Origin of the sequence: Buttiauxella sp. A111 (assembly GCF_014189855.1) — a bacterium.
GTDB lineage: Bacteria > Pseudomonadota > Gammaproteobacteria > Enterobacterales > Enterobacteriaceae > Buttiauxella > Buttiauxella selenatireducens.
On record NZ_BJFN01000011.1, the window covers coordinates 34,839 to 59,950 of the forward strand.

Sequence of the window (25,112 nt, forward strand, 5' to 3'; positions counted from 1 at the left end):
GCCAGGAGGGTTACGCCACCCTCCTGGCGACCTCGGCGCCCGGTTTTAAATTGCCGCTTCGCGGTAAACCCCAGCTTATCCCCAACGTTCAGGGTCGTTCGCGATTCGTTCCAGACGATCGCTCTCTGGCGTGGTTCCCGACCACGCCACCCCGACTTATGGGGAACGCTGGGGCAATTTATACCGGGAACAAAGTCAAAACCGCTTCGGCTTTTGACCTTAGGTTTTGAAGTTGAAGTTGAAGTTGAAGTTGAAGTTGAAGTTGAAGTTGAAGTTGACTTTGGTTCCGGCTTAAATCGCCTCCGTTTTGACTGTAAGGAGCGGGTCTCGCCGTCGGGAACGGCGAGAGGTTGTGATCGCCGGGAGCGCATCACAACCGACCCAGTGACTGAAAGGAAAAATGGAGGTTTACCGCGAAGCGGCGATTTACTTGCCGGGAGTCCGGGTTCTTAGGGTGGCGACGGTGGCCACCCTAAGTCGTTCACCGGTTCGGTGGCTATAGAAATCGAAATACTTCGGGTGAACGAAATCTTCACCGTTTCCGATATAAACAACCCATCCAAATCTCAACAATTTTGACGTGATATCACCGTTACCAAATTAAGAACCTTTGAGCTATGAATAGCTTATTTTTTGCATAATGCCGGATCGAACACCGTCTTCCATGCTTGCTTCATATCGACGACGGTCCAGCCTTTTTCCTGCGCCACTTTTAACCCTTCAATCAGCTTCCCGCTTGCAGGGGGATGGCTGTCATAGGCGTATTCGCGCTCGGCATCGGTGTGATGAACCAGCAAACCAAAGGTTTTATAATCCGGGTTTGACGCGGTGTACTGCATCATCGCCAGGTCGCCGTCACTGTTACCAAACGCGGCCACCGGGCGCTGGCCCATAAACAGATGAATGGCGACCGGTTTGGCTGCCGCATCGTCAAGAAACGCGCCTTTCATGGTTTTACGGATTTCGGTACCGTTATCCGTCAGCGAAAACTCACCGATTGAGAACGAACCAATAACTTGCTCAGGAGGGATGCCATACATCTTTTCTGCCAGCACGCGCATAAAATCGATACCGCCACCGGAAACAATCCACGTTTTAAAACCGTTATCGCGCAGGTAGTCGAGTAACTGGCGCATTGGCTGGTATCCCATCTGGTCGTAACGGCAACCAAAACGGCTGTCGCGATGGCTGTCGACCCAGTTGCCAACTCGCTGGGCGAACTCTTCGGTTGTGATGTCGCTGTGGGTCAGTTCTAAAAGCCGTATGATTCCTTTATCACCCGCTGCGGCAATGGTTTTCAAATCATCATTAAGCGCCGCGCTCACAATCGGGTCGCTTTTCCATTCTGGGTGCTGTGGCGCCAGGCGTTTCACTTCATCAATCGCAAACTGTAACTGGAAAGTCAGCGGGGCTTCAGGCCATAACGTCCCGTCGTTATCAAATACCACGTAGCGTTTTGCAGGCGGGATAAAGGTCGAGCGATCTTTGTTGGTCGCGTTTTGCACCCACTCTTCAATAGCCTGTTTCGCGGCGGTGTCGTTCCACGCCGAAAGCGGGTCAGCAGCATGCGCTACGCCAAAAGTGCCCAATAATATGGCGCTGAGTAATAAGGTCTTTTTCATCGTTCACCCCTTTTGGTGGGAGTCAGTTCGGGCAGTCGGATAGGGTTCCAGAAGCGTTGCCAGATGTGGCGTAGATACTTCACACAGCGCTTCAACAGGCGTCGTGTAAACCAGATGAGTAATGCCATGATGACGCAAGCACCGATTATCAGAGCGTTGCGCCAATTCGCCTCGTTGGTTGTGCCGCGCAGGGCGGATTCACCGCCCGCCGCACGAGCCTCAAGAACTCGCATTGTTGAGCCGGGCAATTGAGCGACCTGCCACTGCTGATTTGCGGTATCCCACCAACGTAATTTTACCGGTGGCAGGGTGAGGGTGCCCGCCTGCGAGGGCAGGTAGCGCAGGACTTCTTCGCGCAGCGCCCCTTCGATTTCACCACGCCCAGATTTTAGCAGCGTATTCACCGGCGTCAGGCGTTGGGTGTCAGTTCCCGGAATCGCATACAACAACTGCGGGATTTGTGTTGCGACAATCCCATTGGCTTTTACCGTGACGGTGCGTTCCACCACGTCTCCGGCGTGTAACTTGTCGTCTTTGCTGGCGTGATATTGGGTGATTTTTTGGCTTATCGTTAAGTGACTGGCTGGCAGGAAACGGTCCGGCTGCTCCACGCCTTTTGGCCAGACAACCTCTTTTTTCAGCTCCGGCAGTTGTACGGTGATCGGTGACTGGTTGGCTGAAGTGAGTGTGATTTCCACGGCCGGCATCCGCAGCACCCCTTGATCCCATGCGGTGACTTGCCGTTCAAGGCGTACACCGCTCCAGCTAATGCCATTTTTCTGGCGGCTGAGGAGCTGGTTGGGTAACGGCGTGGCCATCAGCGCACCGTTTTCGATTGTAAAATCAGGCCACACCGGTGGCGGGTTAAACCAGCTATCTGTCCAGAAGGTGACGGCAACCCGCATCGGCTGACCGGGCGCGACATGTTCAGGCGCTTCAAGCTCACGAGTGATGTCCATTGCCGCGTGGGCTGGGAGCGCTGCCAGCAAAAACAGTGCCCAAAAAACTCTCATGGCGTCTCCTCCGTATTGGCGCGATAGAGGTTTTCCAACAGGCCGGATGGGGAGACTTCCAGGTTTTCAAACCACTGATTCACCTGCGGACTGCTGCTGGCAACCGGTTGAATATCCTTCTGATTCACGCCCTGATCTTTCTTCAGGTCGTGCTTGATTTCGTCCGGCTTATAATCCTGTTCTTTACCCTGAGCGGCCTGTCGATCGCGCTCTTTTTGCCGCAGTTCCATAATGATTCTGGCGATTGCCGCACGGTTTTTCAGCGCCATTTCCCAGTCCGGGCGCAGGCTCAACGCGCGGTCATAGCTGTTAATTGCCTGCTGCCACTGTTTTTGTTGAGCGTAGCTGTTGCCCGTCCATAACAGCGTTTCAGCGGTTTGTGGTGCCTGACGAAACGCCGAGGTTGCCGCAACAAAATCTCTCGCACGGTAATACGCAATGCCTTGCCATAGCGGGTCCTGAAAACGCTCTGCCGCCAGTGTGTAATCACCTTTGTTGAACGCGATTTGGCCCTGCATATCCGGGCTCACCCACGCATCCTGCCAGGCGGCAGAGCTTTGCGGCATGTAGAGAAGCGGTAGCAGGACAACCAGCCAGCAAATCAACTGACGCCGCCCAAACAGCAGCAATAAAAGCATAGGGATAACCAGCAGATAGCCGCTGTTTTTCCAGTGCAAATCGCCTCGAGCGTTGTTTTGTGCGGCTACCGATTGCTGAATGTGGCTGGTGATAACAGCCAGATCGCTATCGTCGGTGGTGACCAGCGTCACCGGAATACCGCCGTCGCGAATTTGGCTAAAGCGCTCGACGTTCAGGCGTGTATCAATGCCGCGCTGGGCATAACTTTCCGGTAATTCCCCTCCACGAGCGGTGCCGGGAACCCAGATTTGAATCGGCGCTTTAAGCTGTGCAAGCCAGGCGGCATCCTGCGGTGAAACCGTGTCAGCGACCAGTATGATATTGCGCGGCATATTCGGCGTTTCTGGCATGTTTTTTAGCGCTAAAGCGATGGCCTGCTTCAGCCCTGAGCCTTCCCCCTCTGGCAGTAAATTCGGGCTTTGCGCGTGTAAAAACAAGGAATAAAACGTCGGGTCGGAGGTTAACGGCGTGGTCAGATACGCATGGTGGTTGTAAACCACCAGTCCGAAATGCGTGCCGGTCGAGCGGTTCATCAAGTCCATGATTTTACTTTGCATTCGCTGGTGGCGGCTGGGGGCGACATCCTGCGCGAGCATCGCCGGGTCTTGCTGCAAAACCACCATCATATTGCTTTGCTGGGTCAGTGCTGCGGGCAATTCACGCTGCCAGGTTGGGCCCGCCAGCGCGATGACGCCCAGCGCGCATAACCACGGTAATATTTGAGTCAGTTTTTTTTGCCGCCCGATAATCAACGCGTTGGCGAAAGGTTTATCCATAATCTGATGCCAGGCGCTGCGGCTGCGGGTGGAGATAAACCATAACAGCACGCAAATCAGCAGGCCGAGTAGCCGCCAGGGATAAACAAAATGGAAGTCACTCATGCTGTTTTCTCCCGAATAAACCGCCCGGCCGCGAGCAAAATCAGCAACGCCAGCGCCAGTAGCAGGGGCCACTGGAACAACGGAATGTGCCACGACCAGCCGATGGATTTCACCTGTACCGGCGTAATGGCATCGATCTCTTGCCAGACACTGTCCAGCGCGGTTCCTGAGTTGGCGGCGGTCCAGGATTTTCCGCCAGTAATGCGAGCAATGTCCTGCATGAGCGGCAAATCTACTTTGTCATCGCCAGTGCTATTGAGGTCGCCAAAGGCGATGGTGTGAACCTGAACGTGATGCGTCGCCGCCAGTTGTGCGGCGAGTGCTGGCGCTAATTGTGAAGCGGTATCATTCCCGTCGGTGAGCAAAATCGCCAGCTTGCTGGCATCTTTATTGGTGGTGCTGTCGAGCAGTTTTACGCCAACACCCAGTGCATCGCCAATGGCGGTTTGCTGGCCAATCATGCCGGGAGCGAGTTGGTTAATCCGCGTTTGTAACGCCTGTTTATCCTCGCTGACCGGGGCAAACGGCCAGGCCTGGCTTGCAAAAATTACCAGTCCGATACGGTCGGTTTTACGCGCCGCGACGAATTTACGCACTGATGCCTGGACCGCCTGCAAACGGGTTAAACCGCCCTGAACATCGTTTTTCCCCATCGAACCGGAAACATCCAGAATCAGCACCACATCGCGCATCGGTTTTTGAATGTGTTGCGGCGGCGTCAGGTATTCCGGGCGTGAAAGTGCTGCGACAAGCAGGAGCCACACCAGCCAGAAAACCAGGTTGGCGAGTTTACTGCTGCGCACCGGCTGGCTGTTAAGTTTAAGCTCATCAATCAGTTCCGGTAAAAACGGCACGCGCACATGCTCTTTCACTTCACGGTCTTGCGGTAAAAAATAACGGCCAATCAGCGGCAGAAAAATCAGCAGCCACGCCCAGGGCCAGGCAAAATCCAGGCGGCTCAGAAACTCAGACATAAGGCAGTTTCTCCAGCCAGGTGTTCAGCTGCGATTGCAGACGTGCGTTTTGAACCGGGTCGAGTTGGTTATCCGGCTGGCAATATTTGTCGCTCAGTTGCTGGCGCAAATCGTTGTCGATTTCCACCTGCTGTAACAGTTGCTGTGGTGAAAGAGTGTGGCTGATATGGCTGCGCGCCTGGTGCATCAGAAGAATGCGTTTAATCAGTTCCAGCCAGCTATCGGCGCTGTGCGGTTGTTGCAACGCAGCCTGTGCTTCACGACGCCATAAATTGCGCCGCCAGCGGGCAAAGCGGAATAACAGATAAACCAGTAACACGAGGAGTAACACGCCGCCCAGAACAAACCAGCCTGGGGGCAGGGGAAACCAGGATATTTTCTGCGGTAGCGCCGGGAGCAATAACGCCGGCACGCTAAATCCTTTCTCCAGCATTCACACTCCCTTTTGTAGCTGTTTGATAAGATCCTGCGCGACCACTATCTGATTTACGCGAATGCCCAGCCGTGTCAGTCGATTCGCAAGTCTGGACAGCCGCGATGTCACGCTCTGTTGGATCTCATCTTTTAGCCCTGGTGAGAGCGAAAATGCCGCTTCATGACCCTGATAGCGGGCAGCCAGATTGCCCTGCGCAGGGAGCGTCAGATGGAGATCGTCAAGGGTGATAAATGCGCTGATTTCACAGCGTCTTCTCAGGTTCGCAAGCAAGGCTTCAGCGGGGGCATCCAGATCGTGAAAATCACTGATTACCGCCACCCAGGAGCCGCTGGGGATCAGTTGTACGGCGTGTTGCAACACGCTTGCGAGAGTGACTGTAGCGGGCGTTTCATCAGGATAACGTTCGGGTAATTGTTGGTTGTATTGCAGCACGTCGTCGAGCACGACAGGCAGACTGGTTCGTGGAGCCCGGCATTTTTGCAGGCTGTAATTCGTGTCGCTGAATATCGCGCAGCCCAGACGATCGCCATCGTGCCAGCTTCGCCACGCCAACAGGCCTGCAATTTTGGCGGCGGTTACCGATTTGGTTTGCCCCCGGGTGGCAAAAAACATATCCAGACGCTGATCGACAATCAGAAAAACCGGGCGTTCGCGCTCTTCGTTGTACAAGCGAATCCACGGCGATCGCAGACGTGCAGTGGCTTGCCAGTCGATTAGCCGGACATCATCCCCTGGTTGATAGCGCCTGAGACTGTCAAAGTTTAGCCCGCGCCCTTGTTGGCGTGACACGCGTTCACCCGCCAGTGCACCCGGTGGGATCTGCCCCGGAGGGTTCGACAGCAGCCGAGCTTCGCCTGCAAGTGCCATCAGCGTTTGGCGGTCCACCTGCAATGCGCTATTCATTACGCCACCACCGCATCGAGCAATAGCTTAATCACGTCATCCGGCGAGCAGTTATCGGCATTTGCCTGGTAGCTCAGCATCAGGCGGTGGCGCAGCACCGCAGGGGCGACGCGCTGAATATCTTCCGGCAGTACCGCATCACGGCCTTCAAGCCACGCCAGCGCGCGACCGCAACGGTCGAGAGCCAGCGTGCCGCGTGGGCTAACGCCAAAAGTGATGTAGCTGGCGAGCGTGTCGCTGATTCCTTGCGGGTGGCGCGTCATGTCCACCAGGTTGACGATGTAATTTTCAATGGTGGGTGCGACGTAAACCGCTGAAATTTCCTGCCAGCAGATCGCGATATCTTGCTGCGAGAGCATCAGGGTTTCGGGTGGTTTTTCTTGCGATTCTTGAGTACCAGACTGGTATTTTTGCTGCTGTTCGGAGCGCACCAGTTGCATCACTTTCTGCTCATTGGCTTTAGAAGGGTAATCCACCAGAACTTTCATCAGGAAGCGGTCAAGCTGGGCTTCCGGCAGAGGCCAGGTGCCTTCCTGGTCAACGGGGTTTTGCGTCGCCAGCACCATGAAAACCCCCGGCAATGGCCAGGTTTTACCGGCAACGGTGACGTGGCGTTCTTCCATCGCTTCAAGCAATGCCGACTGCACGCGTGCCGAGGCGCGGTTTATCTCATCGGCAAGGATGATGTTGCCAAACACCGGGCCTGGGCGGAAACGGAACTGGTCTTCTTCACGCGTGGCGTTTTGCTGGTAAATCTCGCTGCCGGTAATGTCTGATGGCAGAAGATCCGGCGTGAACTGAATACGCCGGAAATCGCCCTCTACGTGGCGGGCGAGCTCACGCACTGCGCGAGTTTTTGCCAGGCCCGGCAAACCTTCGAGCAAAACGTGGCCGTCACACAGCAGGGCGATTATCAGCATGCGGACCAGCGATTCCTGCCCCAGTACTTGTTGGTTCATGCGCAGCTCAAGTTCGAGCAGTTTCTCTCGGTTTGTCATTTACGCAATCCTGCAAAGTCACGTTTCAAAATAGTGGCAATACCGACCAGGATCGGTTCGGCGTAATTGAAGAACGCTTTGATGCCGGGGCAGAGGTAATTGAGGCCGGGTTCGCCGTCTGGGGTGCGCACGAGGCGGTTTTTCGGGCATTCACCCCAGCATAACTTCAGGTACGGACACTGTTTGCAGTACTCCGGCAGCGTATCTTTTTTACCCATGCCGAAGGCTTGCTGACGCTCGGAAAACGCCATGTGCGCCAGTTTGGTGTTTTCGATATTGCCTAGCTGGTATTCCGGGTAGACGTAATGGTCACAGGAATAAATATCGCCGTTCTTTTCGACGGCCAGGCCTTTGCCGCAGAATTCAGACGCGGTACAAATCTGCGCGGGCATGCCCATGGTTTGAGCAACGGCGGTTTCAAACAGGTTGACCTGTACACGACCTAAATCGTTATTAACCCACTCTTCAAATACCGTTTTCAGGAAGGTGCCCCAGTCTTCAGGGTCCACCGACCAGTCTGTGACGATAGAGTCGAGATCGCCTGGTCGTGCGCGGCGTGAGCCGGTAATCGGGATGGTGTCATCGCGCCAGAATTGCGGGGCGGTGACTTTGAAATCAACCGGTTCTACGCACGGGTTAAACTGCACGTAGGTGGCACCCAGTTCGCGGGTGACAAAGCGGTACACTTCCAGCGGGAAGCGGGCGTTGGTGCGGTTGACCGTGACCAGCGCATTAAACGGGACTTTGTATTTTTTAAGCGCCTCGACGCCTTTCATCACTTTATCGAATGTCGGTTTTCCGCTACGCGTGACGCGATAGCGGTCGTGCAATTCTCGTGGGCCGTCTATCGACAGGCCAACCAGAAAACGGTGTTCTTTGAGAAATTCAGCCCATTTGTCGTTGATCAGCACACCGTTGGTTTGTAAGTCGTTTTCGATGCGCTGGCCGGTTTTTTGGTACTGTTTCTGGAATTTGACGACTTTTTCAAAAAACTCGAGTCCCATCAAGGTCGGTTCGCCGCCTTGCCAGGAGAAAACCACTTGTTCGCCATCTTGCCCGTCGATGTACTGACGAATGAAATTTTCCAGCACCTCGTCGCTCATGCCGGTGTGGCGGTCTTGGTGCAGTAACTCCTCTTTGTGCAGGTAAAAACAGTAAGAGCAGTCAAGATTACAGGTTGAGCCAGTAGGCTTCGCCATGACGTGGAAGCGTCGTTTGTATTCAGGGCCTTTGCCATCATATTTTTCTGCTGACGGTAATGCTTTAACCGGCAATGTCGTGCTGTATTTCATGGCTTTCCCCTGACAGCAGGCCTTGAAAAACCGGGCAGCTTACCGCCCGGTGTGTTGTTTTAATTATTCGCGCCTGGACCTTGCTCAATCAGCGACTGAACGTCGGTGACGGTGAACGAGCCCGGTTTCTGACGTGGTGGGAAATCTTTGAAGCTTTGCAGCATCTCACCCACATATTTCTGCGCACCACCCAGCAGGAATAGACGGCTGTAGAACCAGTCGTTGTAACCCATACCGGTATCGCCTTTTTCAAGCGGGTCAATGTCCAGGTCGAAAATCATTGGTGCACGCAGTACGGTGAATGGATAGCGCCAGACATCCATGCCAGTGTGCTCCTGAATCATGAAGTGCGCTTTCCAGCGGCCATAGCGAATCGCCAGCAAGTCGCCATCATCGCTCCAGTAGAAGAACTCTTTACGCGGGTCTTCACCTTTGCCTTGCAGGAAGTCGAGCTGGTTATAGCCGTCAAGATGGACTTTGTAGGTCATGGATGTGGTTTTGTAGCCTTTGAGCAATTGCTCTTTAATGTCAGGAACGCCTGCTGCGGCAACCAGCGTCGGGAACCAGTCATTACTGCCGAAAATGTCGTTAATCAATGTGCCGGGTTTGATATGACCCGGCCATTTGATCATGGCAGGGACGCGGAAACCACCTTCCCAGCCGGTGTTTTTCTCACCTCTGAACGGCGTCATGCCTGAATCCGGCCAGGTGGCGAGCATCGGGCCGTTATCGGTGGTGTAAAGCACGATAGTGTTGTCTTCAATGCCGAGGTCTTTAATTTTCTGCAACACTTCACCGATCATCTTATCGTGTTCAACCATACCGTCTGCATACGTCCCCAATCCGGTGACGCCAATACTGCCGTCTTTGAGGTGGGTTCTGTTATGCATGCGGGTGGTGTTAAACCAGGTAAAGAACGGCTTACCGGCTTTGGTCTGGCGTTCCATAAAGTCGTTGTTGGCGGCGAGAGTTTCCTCGTCAACCGTGCCCATACGCTTGATGGTGAGCGGGCCGGTATCCTCAATTTTGCCGTCGGCGGTGCTCTTAATCACGCCGCGAGGGCCAAACTGTTTACGGTATTCAGGATCTTTCGGGTAATCCGGGTTTTCGGGCTCTTCTTCGGCATTCAGGTGGTACAGGTTACCGAGGAATTCATCGAAACCGTGGGCGGTTGGCAGGAATTCATCCCGGTCGCCAAGGTGGTTTTTACCAAACTGCCCGGTGGCATAACCGAGTTGTTTAAGGATGTTTGCGATGGTTGGGTCGTCTTTGCTGATGCCTTGTGGCGCACCTGGCATGCCGACTTTACTCATCCCGGTGCGGAATGGCATTTGCCCGGTAATGAATGAAGAGCGCCCGGCGGTGGAGCTTTGCTCAGCGTAATAGGATGTGAACTTGGCACCTTCATTGGCAATACTGTCAATGTTCGGCGTTTTGTAACCCATCGTTCCCTGGTTATAGGTACTGATATTCCAGTAACCAATATCGTCGCCGAAAATAACCACGATGTTAGGTTTAGTTGAATCTTGCTTAGGGGCTTCAGACGACGTTGTTGTTGTAGTTGTTGTTTCTGTAGGGGCGGCATAGACGCTGGACACGGCAGTACATGCTAACGTCAGCATGCTGGCGACCATCGTCTTCTGGAAAGGAACGTTCTTTAGCATCAGTAAAGCTCCAGTGAGTTAGGGGCTTTTTGAGTATAGAAGCTATTTAAAAGTCATCAGATTTTTCCCAAGACGGTTAAATAATATCGGTGTGTAACTATCACTATAGTAATGTGATGCGGGGGTTAAATCGATATGGGAGGTGACGCTGAATTTGCGCGAAATTGAGGAGTGGCTATCGGAATAAAAGCAGTTGTCACCCTCTATGCACAATTAAGAGGATGACATCAAAACCAATACATCATATTACCGAGAAACGTAAAGCCATCATGCGGCCTTACGCCAGCCTCGATAATATGTGTATTTTTAATTTAATGACTATTACTGATTATCAAATGTATCGTTTGAGTAATTGTTTTCTTCTGCAACGGAGACGGTGACATCATTAAATTGCAGGCCATTAACCGCAACGATGCGCCCAAATTCTTTTGCCTCAATATTACATTGGCTGAATCGAATGTTCTCCATCGGTTTTTCTGGGAATGCGACCAGATCAAATGCCCTTGCAGGTAAAGCATAATCAGAATCTAAGGTGGCATTAACATTAGAGATACTAATATTTCTGACCTTAGTCATTTGCATGTCTTCGGGTATTTGCAGAGCAACGGCTTGCCACATAGTCGGTAACTGCTCAATATTTTCAAAGAGCTTTCTGTTATACGAGTTATGCCAGTCCATAATCCATGAGAATGGGAATTGAACATTCTTCATATGGAGGTTTTCTACGATGACATCTTCAATAAAACCACCGCGTTCTTTGGATGATTTCATTCTAAATCCACAATCCGAATTTTCAAATTCGATGTCATGAATATGTACGCCACGAATACCGCCGCTGACTTCACTGCCCAGCGTAATACCGTAACCAGATTTTATTTTGCAATTATCCACTTCAATGTTTTCAGCGATTCTGCCCACACGGTGACCGTCGCCATCACGACCGGATTTGATAACGATGCAATCATCACCACATGAGGCTTCGCATTCGGTGACACGCACATTTGTGGAGGAGTCAATGTCAATGCCATCAGTGCTTGGGCCGTGGTTATCACCAATTTTTACTTTACGAACCAGGACATTATTGGCGTAGGTGATCTGCAAATTCCAGAAGCCAGCACGCTCAAATGTAAGATCAGAAATCTTGATATTTTCAGCTTCATAAATCAAGCAGGAGCGCGGGCGCTTAACGAGATAGTCGGCGATCCAACGCAGGCCTTTTTTATCGTAGTCAACGCGCAAACCGCTGTTTTTGTCGGCACCACAATAGATATCCCACCAGTGTTGGCCTTGCCCATCAATCAAACCTTCACCTGAAATCTCGACATTATTTGCAGAGATAGCATTCAGTATTGCTGCAGGCCATAACATTTCAACACCGGCTACGCGGGTATTAATTTCCGGATAATCAGAGATATCGGTTGAACCTAACAGCGTTGCTCCCTTCTCAAATTTTAATTTACTTCCTTCTTTTAAGAATAGCGCACCAACCAAATAAATCCCTTTTGAAATAAAAACAGTAACACCTTGTTCTGCACCCTGGTTAATCGCTTGCTGAATAGCGAAGGTATCTTTTTCGATCCCGTCTCCGATTGCACCAAAGTCTTTAATATCGAGTTGAGTTGTCATGCTAAATCTCCCTTAATTAATTAAACGGTTAAATTCCGTTGATCTTATTCAAAGTTTTTTCCATATCAAGAGTGGTTTTCTTGTTCAATGGATAGAAGTAAATCAAAATTACAGCTGAAGCAAACAAGCAAAATGCTGGAAGAAGGTTTGCCATGGTATAAATACTTTCTTGAACTTCGAGGCTTTGTACTGATCCACCTGTAGAAGAAGACTGATAGTTAATTAATGCCAACATGAAACCACCAATTCCTCCTGCACACGCCTGTCCAATTTTTCTGGCGAAGAAGTTGACGCCGTACACGGTGCCGTCTTCACGAGTGCCAGTGACATACTGATGGTAATCACACACATCTGTCATAAATGCCCAGATCATCAGGTTAAACAGGCCTGCACCCAATGTTGCCAGGAACAGCAGAACCAAATAGATCTTCGGATCTGTGATGTGGCAGAAATACATAAGTACATACATGCCAACTGAGAACATCAGTGCACAAACGCTGGCTTCTTTCTTGCCAAATCGCTTGGTTAAGTAAGAGGCAGAAGGTGCCAGTAATACGAGAGAACCAAAGGTAAACAAGAGTGCGACGGACATAGCCTGTTTATCATGGAAATAATCATTGAACAGGTAAGTCATGTTGGTACCGGATAAGCCCTGGTTGATAACAATGAGCAGGTCAACCACGACCAGAACGATCAGTGCTTTATTTTTCAGCAAGCCTTTAACCAGTTGTGAAACGGGTACGCTCTCTTTCGCTTCAACACGGACACGCTCGGTTGTTAATTTGCAGGTCAATGTCAGGAAGATGAAAGCAAGACATGCGCAACCAATAGAGATCCAGAAGAAGTGCTGTCCAGAAATAACCTGGCTGCCATCAACAAGGGTTTTGTACATCAGGATAGGGATAAAGAAGCCTGTTGCACCACCACCGATTGCCGAACCTACGCTTCTGTATGTAGAGAGCGATACGCGATCGTCTGGGCTGGAACTGATCGCCGCTGACATTGCGCCATAAGGAATGTTGATGGTCGATAGCAGGGCGCCGTATAAAAAATACGAAACACAGATATAAATTATTTTGCCTGTATAGGAGAGTTCTTGCGCAAATGGCAAAAATAACATGACAGCAATAGCACAAAACGGATACTTCATTCTCCGAATCCACGGGTTAAAACGACCTGTTGCTGTCAATTTTGACGTGTCACACATGCGACCAACAGTGACATCAACAAATGCATCAAACAGTTTTGTTCCGAAGTACAGTGACCCAACGATTATTCCTGACACACCAAGGACGTTGGTGTAATAGATCATAAGGAAGCTGTTAACCAGGCCTAAAATAAAGCAAGTCCCTAAATCACCACACAAGTAGCCAATTTTATCTCTCATGCCAAAAGGCCTTATTTTTGCCTTTATCGCTTTTTCATCAATCAAAACATTGGAACCCATAGAGTTAACCCCTTTAATCTCATGTAATAAAAAATTTAAAAATACATGTGAATCTGTAGACCAGTTTGTATTGGTGTCATACATGTAAGTGGCGGCAAGAATAATTGGTATGACATCATTGTTTATTGCTCGCTGTCACACAATTAATAACTGAGCGTGATTATTTTAATAATTGTGATTTCATTCACACGATTGATGTATATCTGTCCGGATTTCATTTTACCTTTGCAAAATAAAGGGATAGTGGTTCACCAATAATTTATTATTAAACGAATCTTTTATTGTTTTTCTGGAATGAATTTCTTATTGTTTTCGAAAGATAACGAATCTTAAAATTGTTATAAGTATTGGTTTTTATGATGGTTTATCTGTAAAGAAAACGCTGATCACCAAGTTAATCAAGCGGTTAGGTTTGGTTTTCGACGCTTAGTAATGGATGGCTGGTTAATATTTTGTGAGAAAATGAGGTTTTTTTGAGAGGGATATCAGATAACTATCAGACAGGAAGTAAAATTGGTCTAACAAGGTTGGTTGGCGCCAACGTTATTTCGCATGAAATATCCGGGGGAAGCACTTTTATTGAGGGCCATCTTCCGTTGTTGCCTGATTTTTTACGCCTGGCTCCGACTTCGCTTAATGCCGCTATATTCGCTGATCTCTGAAAACTATCCATTTGCATGGTAATAATGCGGAACTCAGTTCGAGGTCAGAAATGACCTGTAGCTCTAACAGGAATTTACACGAGTTTACACTATGAATACGATTGACATGGTGGGGTTTATAGGTGGTGCTTGTACCACTGTTTCATTTATTCCCCAGGTGGTTTTGGTTATAAAAAATAAGTCAACAAAAGATATATCTTTAACAATGTACTCCGTCTTTGTGTTTGGGATTTTCTTATGGTTAACCTATGGCATTATGTCTAATGCGTTGCCAGTCATTATTCCAAATCTCATTACCTTTATCCTGGCCGGCTCGATTCTTTTCATGAAAATAAAAAATGACATTCTCACCGGGAAAAAGGTGAGGGGATAAATAGGAAAAGATTTATATCGGTTCGTTGACATCCTGAATGGATTAATAAGGGACAACGAACCGATAACAGCTACCGGCTCTGATGCCGATTAGTTCTGATAACGCGGTGCAGGAACGCCTGTACGTGAAGCATCGAAAATCGCCAGCCTCGCCGATTCATAAGCCTCCCAAAGCGCCAGATCGTGCAGCGGCGGCACGGTGACCTCCTCACCCTGATCTAACCCTGCCAGTGCGGCATCTACCATGTTTTCTGTGGTCATGATGGATTCAGGTGGTAAATGATCCATTGATACACCCGATACTTCCCAAATTTCCGTTGCCGTCACCGCAGGCAAAACCGCCTGAATACGAACATTGCTGCCGGTAATCTCTTGCTGCAACCCACGGGTGAAGTTCAGCACATATCCTTTTGTACCGCTGTACACGGCGCTGCCGGCGATGGCATGAAGGGAAACAACTGAAGCGATATTAATAATGGTGCCGCTGTTTTGTGCCTGGAAACGGGTGAGGGCGGCGAGGCTCAGGCGAGTCAGCGCCGTGATATTCAGCATAATGTCTGCTTGATGTAACTCAGCACTGCCTGCGGTGAAAGGGGCGAGGTGTGCGGTACCGGCATTATTCACCAACACACTTATCCGATCATTGCTGCGTAACGCTTCTTCTACGATTTGAATCCCTTCATCACGAGCCAGATCCGCAGGCAACGTCTGCACTGAAATACCGTATGCCGATTCAAGCTTCGCGGCCAGGTCGCGCAGGCGCTCTTCGCGGCGTGCAACCAACAACAAATCGTAGCCACGCGCGGCGAAACGCTCTGCATAAACCGCGCCAATACCAGAAGATGCGCCGGTAATTACTGCAACTGAAGGGGATGTGGTCATGGTAAAGCCTCGTCGATGAAAGATGAATTGTGGTTTCATAATGAAACTTAATTAAAAATAGATGCCATGGTTTTATAATGCAACCAAATTGCGCATCTTTTTTTATTTCTGCATTGAACGGAAGGCTTGTTGAATGGCTAACAGATTAAAAATGAAAGGAAATGGATGGATGTCGCGGCGCTCATCCATCCGAAAATCACGTTACTCCACAGGGACATCGGGGCGTTGGGCAACAACTTCGTCTGGTGTAAGCACTCGGCCATCCTGCGCTTGCAGCATCAATTTTCGCAGCGGTTGATGGCCTTCATCATCGACCAGCACACTGCATTTTTCATGGCTGGCATACAAATGATCGCCACCCCATTGCGCCAGGGCGACCAGAACGGTTTGCAGAGCGCGCCCCTTTTCAGTCAGCACATATTCATGCCACGCGCTGCCGTCAGTTGCCGGACGCACGGTCATAATCTCTTGCTCCACGAGTTGTTTAAGCCGCTGAGTGAGCATGTTTTTGGCAATACCGAGGTTTTTTTGGAACTCACCAAAACGTGTCAGGCCATTTAACGCATCGCGCACGATAAGCAACGACCACCAGTCACCGATGATATCCAGCGAGCGGGCGACCGGGCAGACACTACCTTGCATACTTTTGCGTTTCATTGATCCTCCATGGGCATAGAGCCAGATAGTTTTATTATAAAACCTATTACCGGGATTGAGTAGTTTTCCTGCCTTCTCTGCTTCGTTTTGCGATCGGCCCAAAAGGCGGCATTGATATTTTCTGCCAGAATGGATCCTGCACTTTTGTGCAATAACATCTTGAGGATTAAGAGATGAATAAAAAGACGATCGCAGTTTTACTGGCAATGGCTTACTTCGCTCCTGCTCTGGCGCAAGCCGAAACCGCACCGCAGGGTTATCAGCTCCAACAAGTTTTGTTAATGAGTCGCCATAATTTGCGCGCACCGCTGGCGAATAATGGCAGCGTGCTGGAACAATCCACGGCGCAATCCTGGCCGGAGTGGGATGTTCCCGGTGGCCAACTCACCACCAAAGGTGGTGTGCTGGAAGTTTACATGGGGCATTACCTGCGCGAGTGGCTGGCCGAGCAGGGGATGGTGAAAAGTGGCGAATGCCCAACACCACAAAGCGTTTATGCCTACGCCAACAGCTTGCAGCGTACGGTGGCCACAGCGCAGTTCTTTATTACGGGCGCGTTTCCTGGATGTGATATTCCTGTCCATCATCAGGAAAAAATGGGCACCATGGACCCGACCTTTAATCCGGTGATCACTAATGACTCGCCGGAATTCAAAGAAGCCGCGTTGAAGGCGATGGAAACGCAGCGTGAGCACTACAAACTTGATGACAGCTATCAGCTTCTTGAACAAATCGTTGCCTTCAAAGACTCTCCGAGCTGTAAAGAAAAACAGAAGTGCGATTTAACCGCCGAGAAAGATAAATTTAGCGCTAATGCCAGGGAAGAGCCGGGTGTTAGCGGCCCGCTTAAAGTGGGGAACTCGCTGGTTGATGCCTTTACCTTGCAATATTACGAAGGTTTCCCGCTGGACAATGTTGCATGGGGGCAAATCAAAACTGACCAGCAGTGGAAGGTGTTATCGGAGCTGAAAAATGGCTATCAGGATACGTTGTTTACCTCGCCACAAGTCGCACGAAATGTGGCGGCGCCGCTGATTAAATATATTCAGAAAGCACTGGTCGGAAATGACGCTAAAGGGCCAAAAATTACCTTGCTGGTGGGGCATGACTCCAACATTGCGTCATTGCTGACGGCACTGGATTTCAAGCCTTATCAATTGCCTGGCCAATATGAACGCACACCAATCGGTGGGAAAATCATGTTCCAGCGCTGGCATGATGCCAACACCAACCATGATTTGATGAAAGTGGAGTACGTTTATCAAAGTAGCGACCAACTGCGCAAAGCGGATGTACTCAGCCTGCAACAGCCACCGCAGAGAGTGACACTACAACTCAATGGTTGCCCGACTGACGCGAATGGTTTTTGTCCGTGGGATAAATTTACTGAAGTGTTAACGCAGACCGTAAATCAGGCGAAATAATAGAAGAAGTAAAACCCCCGCCATCGGCGGGGGATAAGGCTTAGACGTTTCTCCGTTCTATGGTCTGCTCGCCCCAAAACAGCGAGTCTTTATCGGTTTTTTCAAATGCTAACGACAGCACCTCATCGCTACCATTTTCCCAAATTTTCTCCGCCATTTTTTCGTCGAATTTTGCTACTTCAAAAATAGCTTCTGCTATTTCAGGAGATGTGTTTCTCAAACTCGCCCATTCACCAACATGATGAATTTTGGATTGTTGATTCTGCATGTTCTCCTCCGTTAACCGTTTAATTTGACTGCTAAACCCGCCACGTACTCACCCTGGTAACGAGCGATAGACAGCTCTTCCTGGCTTGGCTGGCGCGAACCGTCAGCACCGGCAATCGTTGTGGCACCGTATGGCGTCCCGCCGCGAACTTGTGAAACATCAAACAATTCTTGTGCTGCGTAACCGATAGGGACAATGACCATTCCGTGATGTGCAAGCGTTGTCCATGTGGATGAAATTGTGTGTTCCTGGCCGCCGCCCGTGCCGGTAGAACTAAACACGCTGGCAAGTTTGCCGTGCAGGCCGCCTGCAACCCAAAGGCCACCCGTCTGATCGAGGAAGGTGCGCATTTGTCCGGACATATTGCCAAAGCGAGTGGGAGTGCCAAAAATGATTGCGTCGTAATCGGCAAGCTCTTGCGGAGTCGCTTGCGGAGCATTTTGCGTTTTCCCTCCCGCTTTTAAGAAAGCCTCTGCTGACATGGTTTCCGGGACGCGTTTCACCGTGACTTCTACACCATCAACTTTCTGCGCACCCTCTGCCACAGCGTGTGCCATGGTTTCGATGTGTCCGTACATTGAGTAATAAAGCACCAGAACTTTAGCCATTTCGCATCACTCCTACCTTGACGCAGCGTTTTGCTGCACTGAACTAAAGATATGTGCTGTGGCCCAGAGTGCAACTTAGAGTGCCGATTCCTTGATCCTTCACAATAGAAAGGGGAGGCTAAGTAAATGTCGCATTACGTCACATTTTCACTGAGTGACTATTTCATTAAAAATAAGAATGTCTTATGGTTTGAGCAGCGAAAAAATCACCCGTTTCGGCGATTACATGTTGCAAGATATTACGATTAACTGGTCAATTACCCTGACTGCACTAAGCTTAGTTCCACGCGGCACATTAAATGAGGTCTATTTATGTCGCCAGGTGAAAGACGACTCTTCCACTGAATGCAATATGATGACTTAACTATTTCACTAATCTGGAGGTTAGAAATGGCAAACCATCGTGGTGGTTCAGGTAATTTCGCTGAAGACCGTGAGAGAGCATCAGAAGCAGGTCGTAAAGGTGGCCAGCATAGTGGCGGGAATTTCAAGAATGACCCGCAACGCGCCTCGGAAGCAGGCCAAAAAGGGGGCAAAAATAGTCACGGCAAAGGCAGCAGTAAGTAAGCCAGCCAAGCTTTCGCAATTCGCTAAGTTATCTGTTTTCCCTTTTTAGATAGCTGATTGCCATCCCCACCGCCGGTTTTGACCGGCGGTTTTTATTTTCACTCGCCCATTGCAGCACAGTACGCCTGAACGCAAACTAATAGCCTTCTTTGTTACGCTTGAATTTGCTCTGGTACTTCCATGTCTGCCTTTTTGCGCCGTTACTCATTTACCGTTAAACCCCAGGAAGCCATTTTGATCCTCATCACCATGTTTTGGGGTGGGACTTTCCTCGCGGTGCAATATGCCATGACGATGAGCGGGCCGTTCTTCTTCGTTGGATTACGCTTTGCTACCGCGGCTCTGGCTGTGGCGCTCCTTTCGTTTAAAACGTTACGCGGCTTGACCTGGCTTGAAGTCAAAGCCGGTGTGTTTATCGGCATTTCGATTGCTATCGGTTACAGCTTGCAAACCTGGGGATTGCAGACCATCCCGAGCAGTAAATCGGCATTTATCACTGCGATGTATGTTCCACTGGTGCCGGTGCTGCAATGGATTTGTCTGGGAAAAATGCCGGGGATCATGTCCTGGATTGGTGTCCTGCTTGCATTTATCGGTCTAATTTTCCTTGCCGGGCCTGATGGGACTACGCTAACGCTGGGGGCCGGTGAAATCATCACGCTTATCAGCGCGTTGGCCATTGCCGCAGAAATTATTCTGATTAGCGCCTGGGCTGGTAAAGTCGATATCAAGCGCGTGACCATTGTGCAGCTTGCCACCGCCTCGATAGTGGCGTTTGCCACCATGATCCCGGCGGGTGAAAGTGTCCCTTCATTGACGCCTGGTTTGTGGGGCATCGCGCTGGGGCTCGGCATTTTTAGCGCCATTATTCAGGTAACAATGAACTGGGCGCAGCGCAGCGTTTCACCTACCCGTGCGACAGTGATTTATACCGGTGAGCCGGTGTGGGCGGGGATCTTTGGTCGTTTAGCCGGTGAGCGATTACCGATGCTGGCGTTATTAGGCGGCGCATTGATTGTGTTGGGCGTTCTGGTGAGCGAGCTAAAACTTAAACGTATGAAAAAGGCACCGGTATCGGGTGATGAACTCAACGGGCAGGAGTCCTGATATGTGTGCGGCAGCTTTAAAAGAAACCGGACGGCGTGTCCGGGCAGTAGCGGCGAAAAAGCAGGCTATTCTTGCAGCAGGGCTGGAGTATTTCTCGCAATACGGTATTCACGGCACCAGTATCGAACAGGTGGCGGAACGCGCTGAAGTGTCTAAAACGAACCTCCTCTATTATTTTCCGTCGAAAGAAGCGCTCTATATCGCGGTGCTTAAACAGATCCTGGATATCTGGCTTGCGCCATTACGCGCGTTTCGTGAAGATTTACAGCCGCTGGTGGCCATCAGCGAATATATCCGCCTGAAGCTCGAAGTGTCCCGTGATTATCCGCAGGCTTCACGCTTGTTCTGCCTGGAAATGCTACAAGGTGCGCCTCTGCTTAAAGAGGAGTTGACCGGAGATTTGAAATCTCTGATTGATGATAAATCGGCAATCATTGCGGGGTGGGTCGAAAGTGGCAAACTGGCGGCAGTTGATCCGCATCATCTGATTTTCATGCTTTGGGCGACGACGCAGCACTACGCCGATTTTGCAAGCCAGGTCGAGGCGGTTGCTGGCAGCAATTTACAAGATGAAGAGTTTTTCCGCCGCACCGTAGAAAACGTGCAGCGGATGATTATTGAGGGGATTCGGGTGCGTTAACTAGCGCGGTGGGAAAACGCAGCTGACATCGCCTTCTTCACAATGCAGTGTGCTTTTCAACAGTTCCGTGCGTTCGCGGGTTTTGTCTGCCATGCACTGGGCATGAACCATCGGCGCAACGGATGCACCGTCAGCCCCGGATGTCATCAATGCGCAATCAGCATCGCGAAAGGCAATCCACGCATTTTGCGCTGTTTTTAACAGGGGTTTTTGTGTGTCGGTGGCGAGTTTCATCGCCTCCTGATAAGTCTGATTCAGTAAATCATCCTGCTTTTTGTACTCGTTACTGTAGCACTCGTTGAGTCCTGCCTGCGAGGTGGCGGCGTCGCAACTGTCTGCCAGAACGTTTGCGCTTAATAGCAGACCCGAAAGAAGTAAACACACGCGTTTCATTATTATTCCTCAAAGAAAAAAGGCTCCATAAAAGGAGCCTTTCTAGCGTAGTGAAATCTTAGCCGATTGTCATCAAACTGGCGTTACCGCCTGCTGCTGCAGTGTTCACGCTCAGTGAGCGCTCAACGTATAAACGTTCCAGCAACAGGTTTGTTTCACCGCGAGCAAAGCCTTGCACCGAAACTATCGCACCGGTACGTGCCGCAACTTTTTCACAGAGCGCGCGCAGTTGGTCGGAATCGCCGTGGTAGATCACGGCATCAAACACCTGACCGAGCAACGCTTCTTCTTTGGCAAAATCGATGTGCTTTTGCACCAACGCAGGAAGCGCTTTTGCCAGTTCACGACGCAGCTTGTCATCAGCCCACAGCGCACGGCTGCCAACACTGGTCACCGCCGCCAGTTGCACCAATGCATCTTGCTCGTTATCCGCAATACACAGTACGCGTTCACGTGGCATTAAGGCGTAAGTGTTGCGTTCGCCCGTTGGCCCCGGCAATTGGCGAAGTGTGCCGCTTTGCGCGAGTTGTGCAAAACGTTCGCACAAGGCTGGCAATTCACCTTTGTTGGCTGCCCATTGCGTCAGCGCCTGATGGGATGCCTGCAAGCTGGCTTTAAGCGTCGTATCCACCGGTAATTCAGCATCCTGGCGGTTTAACGTGGTTTGCAGTGCATTATCAGGGCGGTTCGCCAGCAAGCGGTACAGATACAGCGGACCACCGGCTTTCGGACCCGTACCCGATAAACCTTCGCCACCGAATGGCTGCACACCTACAACCGCGCCAACCATATTGCGGTTAACATACATGTTGCCGACATGCGCGGAGCCGGTTACCTGAGCAATCGTTTCATCAATACGCGTATGCACCCCAAGCGTCAGGCCATATCCCGCGGCATTGATTTGGTTAATCAGTGCTTCGAGGTTGCTGCGGTTGTAACGCACCACGTGCAGCACTGGGCCAAATACCTCTTTTTGCATCTCGTCGAAGCTTTCCAGCTCAATCAGCGTTGGCGCAACGAAAGTCCCGTTCTGCCACTCTTTCGCATCCACGGCGTTATCACGTACGGCCTGGAATACTTTGCGGCCTTTGCTGCGCAGGGTCTGGATGTGCTGTTCGATATTCTCTTTGGCTTCGGCGTCGATAACCGGGCCGATGTCCGTCGTCAGGCGGCCTGGATTACCCATACGGCATTCTGCCATCGCACCGCGCAGCATTTGCAGCGTATGTTCGGCAACATCTTCCTGAATACACAGCACACGCAGCGCAGAACAACGCTGTCCGGCGCTATCAAACGCCGAGGCCAGCACGTCAACGACCACTTGCTCAGTGAGCGCTGAGGAATCCACGATCATCGCGTTCAGACCGCCGGTTTCAGCAATCAGCGGCGTTGGACGGCCTTGTGGATCAAGACGGTCAGCAATGTTGCGTTGCAGCAGCGTCGCCACTTCGGTGGAGCCAGTAAACATCACGCCGCGAACACGGGAGTCGCCTGTCAGCTGAGCACCAACGGTTTCACCACGGCCAGGCAGCAACTGCAACACGCCCGCAGGTACACCCGCCTCCAGTAAAATTGAGACACCCAGGGCGGCAATCAGTGGCGTTTGTTCAGCCGGTTTTGCCAGCACGCTGTTACCCGCGGCAAGGGCGGCGGCAATCTGGCCGCTAAAGATAGCCAGTGGGAAGTTCCACGGACTGATACAGACCACTGGGCCGAGTGGACGGTGGGTTTCGTTATCGAAATCATTGCGCACCTGGCCTGCGTAGTAGTGCAGGAAATCCACCGCTTCACGGACTTCAGCAATGGCGTTGCTAAAGGTTTTACCCGCTTCGCGCACCAGAATGCCAATCAATTTCTGCATCTGGCCTTCCATCATCACGGCTGCACGTTCAAGAATTGCCGCACGCTCTTGAGGAGGGGTTGCAAACCAGATTGGCGCATTGTTAACCGCACTTTCCAGTGCTTGCGACACTTCTTCTGGCGTGGCTTCGCGAGTGAAGCCTACGATATCAGTCGGCTCTGCCGGGTTTTTCACCGCCACAAGGTCGCCTGTTGCAACGGCCTTTTCCAGAATCGGCAGCGCTTGCCATTTTTGTGCGGCGCTGTTGAGCAGGGCAGAGGAGAGTGACGCCAGACGATGTTCGTTCGCTAAATCCAGGCCGCTTGAGTTGGTGCGATCCGCTCCATACAACTCTTTTGGTAGTGGGATTTTTGGATGCGGTAGACCGAGTTGGCCTTCTTTGCCTGCAATCGCTTCAATGGCGGTCACCGGGTCGGCAACCAGTTCGTCGAGCGGCAAGGTATTGTCAGCAATGCGGTTAACGAATGAGGTATTGGCCCCGTTTTCCAACAGACGGCGCACCAGGTAGGCCAGCAGTGTTTCATGTGTACCGACTGGCGCATAAATGCGGCAAGGGCGGTTCAGTTTGCCATCAGCAACTTTACCTACGACCTGATCGTAAAGTGGCTCACCCATGCCGTGCAGGCACTGGAATTCATACTGACCCGGGTAATAGTTTTGCCCCGCCAGGTTGTAGATTGCTGCAAGAGTGTGGGCGTTGTGCGTGGCGAACTGCGGGTAAATCAGATTTGGTACAGCCAGCAATTTTTTCGCGCAGGCCAGATAGGAAATATCGGTGTAAACCTTACGCGTATAAACCGGATAACCTTCCAGGCCATCCATTTGTGCGCGTTTGATTTCGCTGTCCCAATAGGCGCCTTTCACCAGGCGAATCATCAGGCGGCGACGGCTTCGGGAAGCCAGATCAACCAGGTAATCAATGACAAACGGGCAGCGTTTTTGGTACGCCTGAATCACAAAGCCAATGCCGTTCCAGCCTGCCAGTTCTGGCTCGAAGCAGAGTTTTTCCAACAGATCGAGAGAGATCTCCAGGCGGTCGGCTTCTTCGGCGTCGATGTTAATGCCGACATCATACTGGCGTGCCAGCAGCGTCAGCGATTTTAAACGTGGGTACAACTCTTCCATGACGCGGTCGTACTGCGCGCGGCTGTAACGCGGGTGTAAGGCAGAGAGTTTGATGGAAATCCCAGGCCCTTCATAAATGCCACGTCCGTTCGATGCTTTGCCAATGGCATGAATCGCTTGCTGATAAGAGACCATGTATGCCTGCGCATCGGCAGCGGTCAGCGCGGCTTCACCCAACATATCGTAGGAGTAACGGAAACCTTTTTCTTCCAGTTTGCGGGCGTTGGCTAACGCTTCGGCGATGGTTTCACCGGTGACAAACTGCTCGCCCATCAGGCGCATCGCCATATCCACACCTTTACGGATAAGCGGCTCACCACTCTTACTGATAATGCGGTTAAGCGAATGGGACAGGCTGGCTTCGTTGTGCGTAGACACTAGGCGGCCGGTAAACAGTAATCCCCAGGTGGCGGCGTTGACGAACAGCGATGGGCTGCGGCCAATATGCGAATGCCAGTTACCGTTGCTGATTTTGTCGCGAATTAACGCATCACGCGTCGCTTTATCCGGGATACGTAATAAGGCTTCGGCCAGACACATCAGCGCCACACCTTCTTGTGAGGAAAGCGAGAATTCTTGCAGCAAACCTTGTACCATGCCCGCCCGGCCCGAGGCGCTCTTCTGATTGCGCAGTTTGTCGGCCAGCTGATAAGCCAGTTTATGAGTTTGTTCGGCGATGGTTTGCGGCAAGCGAGCCTGTTCCAGAATCATCGGTACTGCATCGGTTTCTGGACGGCGCCAGGCGGCGGTAATGGCGGCGCGAGTGACCGATTGCGGCAGAATTTGTTCAGCGAAATCGAGGAAAGGCTGGTGCGCTTCGTCAACGTGCGGCGCCGCTTCGTCACTTTCGTTTGCCGCACCTGCTAACAGGGCTGGGAGTTCTGGCAATTCATCGTTGTTTTCGAGGCGTTCCAGATAATTAAAAATCGCCTGTTTAATTAGCCAGTGAGGAGTGCGGTCAATGCGTGAAGCGGCTTCTTTAATACGCTCGCGAGTTGCGTCGTCCAGTTTTACGCCCATGGTGGTGGCCATTCCAGTAACTCCTGTTACC

The 25,112-nt window shown here is 51.1% G+C and carries 23 protein-coding genes; 6 read left to right on the plus strand and 17 right to left on the minus strand.

The window, feature by feature from the left end; all coding sequences use genetic code 11:
• Positions 1-626 precede the first annotated feature (626 nt).
• The 11 genes from BSPA111_RS21455 to BSPA111_RS21505 form a co-directional block, all read right to left on the minus strand.
• A complete protein-coding gene (locus BSPA111_RS21455; RefSeq protein ID WP_183273173.1) occupies positions 627-1,622 on the minus strand; it encodes an HAD family phosphatase in 996 nt (331 codons plus the stop codon).
• On the minus strand, positions 1,619-2,635 hold the full coding sequence (locus tag BSPA111_RS21460; RefSeq protein ID WP_183273174.1) for a BatD family protein: 1,017 nt from the start codon (positions 2,633-2,635) through the stop codon (positions 1,619-1,621). The genes BSPA111_RS21455 and BSPA111_RS21460 overlap by 4 nt, the downstream gene beginning before the upstream one ends.
• A complete protein-coding gene (locus BSPA111_RS21465) occupies positions 2,632-4,155 on the minus strand; it encodes a tetratricopeptide repeat protein (RefSeq protein WP_183273175.1) in 1,524 nt (507 codons plus the stop codon). Before BSPA111_RS21465 ends, BSPA111_RS21460 begins: the two co-directional genes overlap by 4 nt.
• The gene (locus BSPA111_RS21470; RefSeq protein ID WP_183273176.1) at positions 4,152-5,129 is read right to left on the minus strand and encodes a VWA domain-containing protein; all 978 of its coding nucleotides are present in this window, start codon (positions 5,127-5,129) and stop codon (positions 4,152-4,154) included. Before BSPA111_RS21470 ends, BSPA111_RS21465 begins: the two co-directional genes overlap by 4 nt.
• Entirely contained in the window at positions 5,122-5,562 is a 441-nt protein-coding gene (locus tag BSPA111_RS21475; protein ID WP_183273177.1) for a DUF4381 family protein, read from the minus strand. The genes BSPA111_RS21470 and BSPA111_RS21475 overlap by 8 nt, the downstream gene beginning before the upstream one ends.
• Positions 5,563-6,468 carry a DUF58 domain-containing protein gene (locus tag BSPA111_RS21480; RefSeq protein WP_183273178.1) on the minus strand — a complete coding sequence of 302 codons (906 nt, stop codon included), beginning with the start codon at positions 6,466-6,468 and terminating at the stop codon, positions 5,563-5,565.
• Positions 6,468-7,466, minus strand: a complete 999-nt coding sequence (locus BSPA111_RS21485) for a MoxR family ATPase (protein ID WP_183273179.1) — start codon at positions 7,464-7,466, stop codon at positions 6,468-6,470. Before BSPA111_RS21485 ends, BSPA111_RS21480 begins: the two co-directional genes overlap by 1 nt.
• The gene (locus BSPA111_RS21490) at positions 7,463-8,758 is read right to left on the minus strand and encodes an anaerobic sulfatase maturase (protein ID WP_183273180.1); all 1,296 of its coding nucleotides are present in this window, start codon (positions 8,756-8,758) and stop codon (positions 7,463-7,465) included. Before BSPA111_RS21490 ends, BSPA111_RS21485 begins: the two co-directional genes overlap by 4 nt.
• Before the next feature lie 59 nt (positions 8,759-8,817).
• Positions 8,818-10,422 (minus strand): arylsulfatase, encoded by a 1,605-nt coding sequence (locus BSPA111_RS21495; RefSeq protein ID WP_183273181.1) that lies wholly within the window; start codon positions 10,420-10,422, stop codon positions 8,818-8,820.
• 321 nt (positions 10,423-10,743) lie between these two features.
• Complete coding sequence (locus tag BSPA111_RS21500) at positions 10,744-12,048, minus strand: glycoside hydrolase family 28 protein (protein ID WP_183273182.1); 1,305 nt, start codon at positions 12,046-12,048, stop codon at positions 10,744-10,746.
• A 28-nt stretch (positions 12,049-12,076) separates the two neighbouring features.
• Positions 12,077-13,495, minus strand: coding sequence for an MFS transporter (locus tag BSPA111_RS21505; protein ID WP_183273183.1), 1,419 nt, complete (start codon positions 13,493-13,495; stop codon positions 12,077-12,079).
• 753 nt (positions 13,496-14,248) lie between these two features.
• Here BSPA111_RS21505 and BSPA111_RS21510 point away from each other — a divergent pair.
• Positions 14,249-14,530 (plus strand): SemiSWEET transporter, encoded by a 282-nt coding sequence (locus BSPA111_RS21510; protein ID WP_183273184.1) that lies wholly within the window; start codon positions 14,249-14,251, stop codon positions 14,528-14,530.
• Positions 14,531-14,619: 89 nt separating this feature from the next.
• Here the strand turns inward: BSPA111_RS21510 and BSPA111_RS21515 are convergent, their stop codons facing one another.
• Together BSPA111_RS21515 and BSPA111_RS21520 are read right to left on the minus strand one after the other, a co-directional pair.
• Positions 14,620-15,411, minus strand: a complete 792-nt coding sequence (locus BSPA111_RS21515; protein WP_183273185.1) for an SDR family oxidoreductase — start codon at positions 15,409-15,411, stop codon at positions 14,620-14,622.
• Between the two features lie 201 nt (positions 15,412-15,612).
• Positions 15,613-16,068, minus strand: coding sequence for a helix-turn-helix domain-containing protein (locus tag BSPA111_RS21520; RefSeq protein WP_183273186.1), 456 nt, complete (start codon positions 16,066-16,068; stop codon positions 15,613-15,615).
• A 173-nt stretch (positions 16,069-16,241) separates the two neighbouring features.
• Here BSPA111_RS21520 and agp point away from each other — a divergent pair, with 173 nt between their 5' ends.
• On the plus strand, positions 16,242-17,492 hold the full coding sequence (agp, locus tag BSPA111_RS21525; RefSeq protein WP_183273187.1) for a bifunctional glucose-1-phosphatase/inositol phosphatase: 1,251 nt from the start codon (positions 16,242-16,244) through the stop codon (positions 17,490-17,492).
• A gap of 40 nt (positions 17,493-17,532) precedes the next feature.
• On the opposite strand, the gene BSPA111_RS21530 is transcribed toward agp, so the two are convergent.
• Positions 17,533-17,760, minus strand: a complete 228-nt coding sequence (locus BSPA111_RS21530) for a YccJ family protein (protein WP_183273188.1) — start codon at positions 17,758-17,760, stop codon at positions 17,533-17,535.
• Between the two features lie 11 nt (positions 17,761-17,771).
• Positions 17,772-18,368, minus strand: a complete 597-nt coding sequence (wrbA, locus tag BSPA111_RS21535) for an NAD(P)H:quinone oxidoreductase (RefSeq protein ID WP_183273189.1) — start codon at positions 18,366-18,368, stop codon at positions 17,772-17,774.
• Between the two features lie 178 nt (positions 18,369-18,546).
• Here wrbA and BSPA111_RS22535 point away from each other — a divergent pair, with 178 nt between their 5' ends.
• The 4 genes from BSPA111_RS22535 (at position 18,547) to rutR (ending at position 20,682) form a co-directional block, all read left to right on the plus strand.
• Complete coding sequence (locus tag BSPA111_RS22535; protein ID WP_221200579.1) at positions 18,547-18,732, plus strand: hypothetical protein; 186 nt, start codon at positions 18,547-18,549, stop codon at positions 18,730-18,732.
• Positions 18,733-18,758: 26 nt separating this feature from the next.
• Positions 18,759-18,935, plus strand: a complete 177-nt coding sequence (locus BSPA111_RS21540) for a general stress protein (RefSeq protein WP_034456279.1) — start codon at positions 18,759-18,761, stop codon at positions 18,933-18,935.
• Between the two features lie 180 nt (positions 18,936-19,115).
• Positions 19,116-20,042 (plus strand): DMT family transporter, encoded by a 927-nt coding sequence (locus BSPA111_RS21545; RefSeq protein ID WP_183273190.1) that lies wholly within the window; start codon positions 19,116-19,118, stop codon positions 20,040-20,042.
• Between the two features lies 1 nt (position 20,043).
• A complete protein-coding gene (gene rutR / locus BSPA111_RS21550; RefSeq protein WP_183273191.1) occupies positions 20,044-20,682 on the plus strand; it encodes an HTH-type transcriptional regulator RutR in 639 nt (212 codons plus the stop codon).
• Here the strand turns inward: rutR and BSPA111_RS21555 are convergent, their stop codons facing one another.
• Positions 20,683-21,075 carry a lysozyme inhibitor LprI family protein gene (locus BSPA111_RS21555; RefSeq protein WP_183273192.1) on the minus strand — a complete coding sequence of 131 codons (393 nt, stop codon included), beginning with the start codon at positions 21,073-21,075 and terminating at the stop codon, positions 20,683-20,685.
• Between the two features lie 58 nt (positions 21,076-21,133).
• On the minus strand, positions 21,134-25,093 hold the full coding sequence (gene putA, locus BSPA111_RS21560) for a trifunctional transcriptional regulator/proline dehydrogenase/L-glutamate gamma-semialdehyde dehydrogenase (RefSeq protein ID WP_183273193.1): 3,960 nt from the start codon (positions 25,091-25,093) through the stop codon (positions 21,134-21,136).
• Positions 25,094-25,112: the final 19 nt, after the last annotated feature.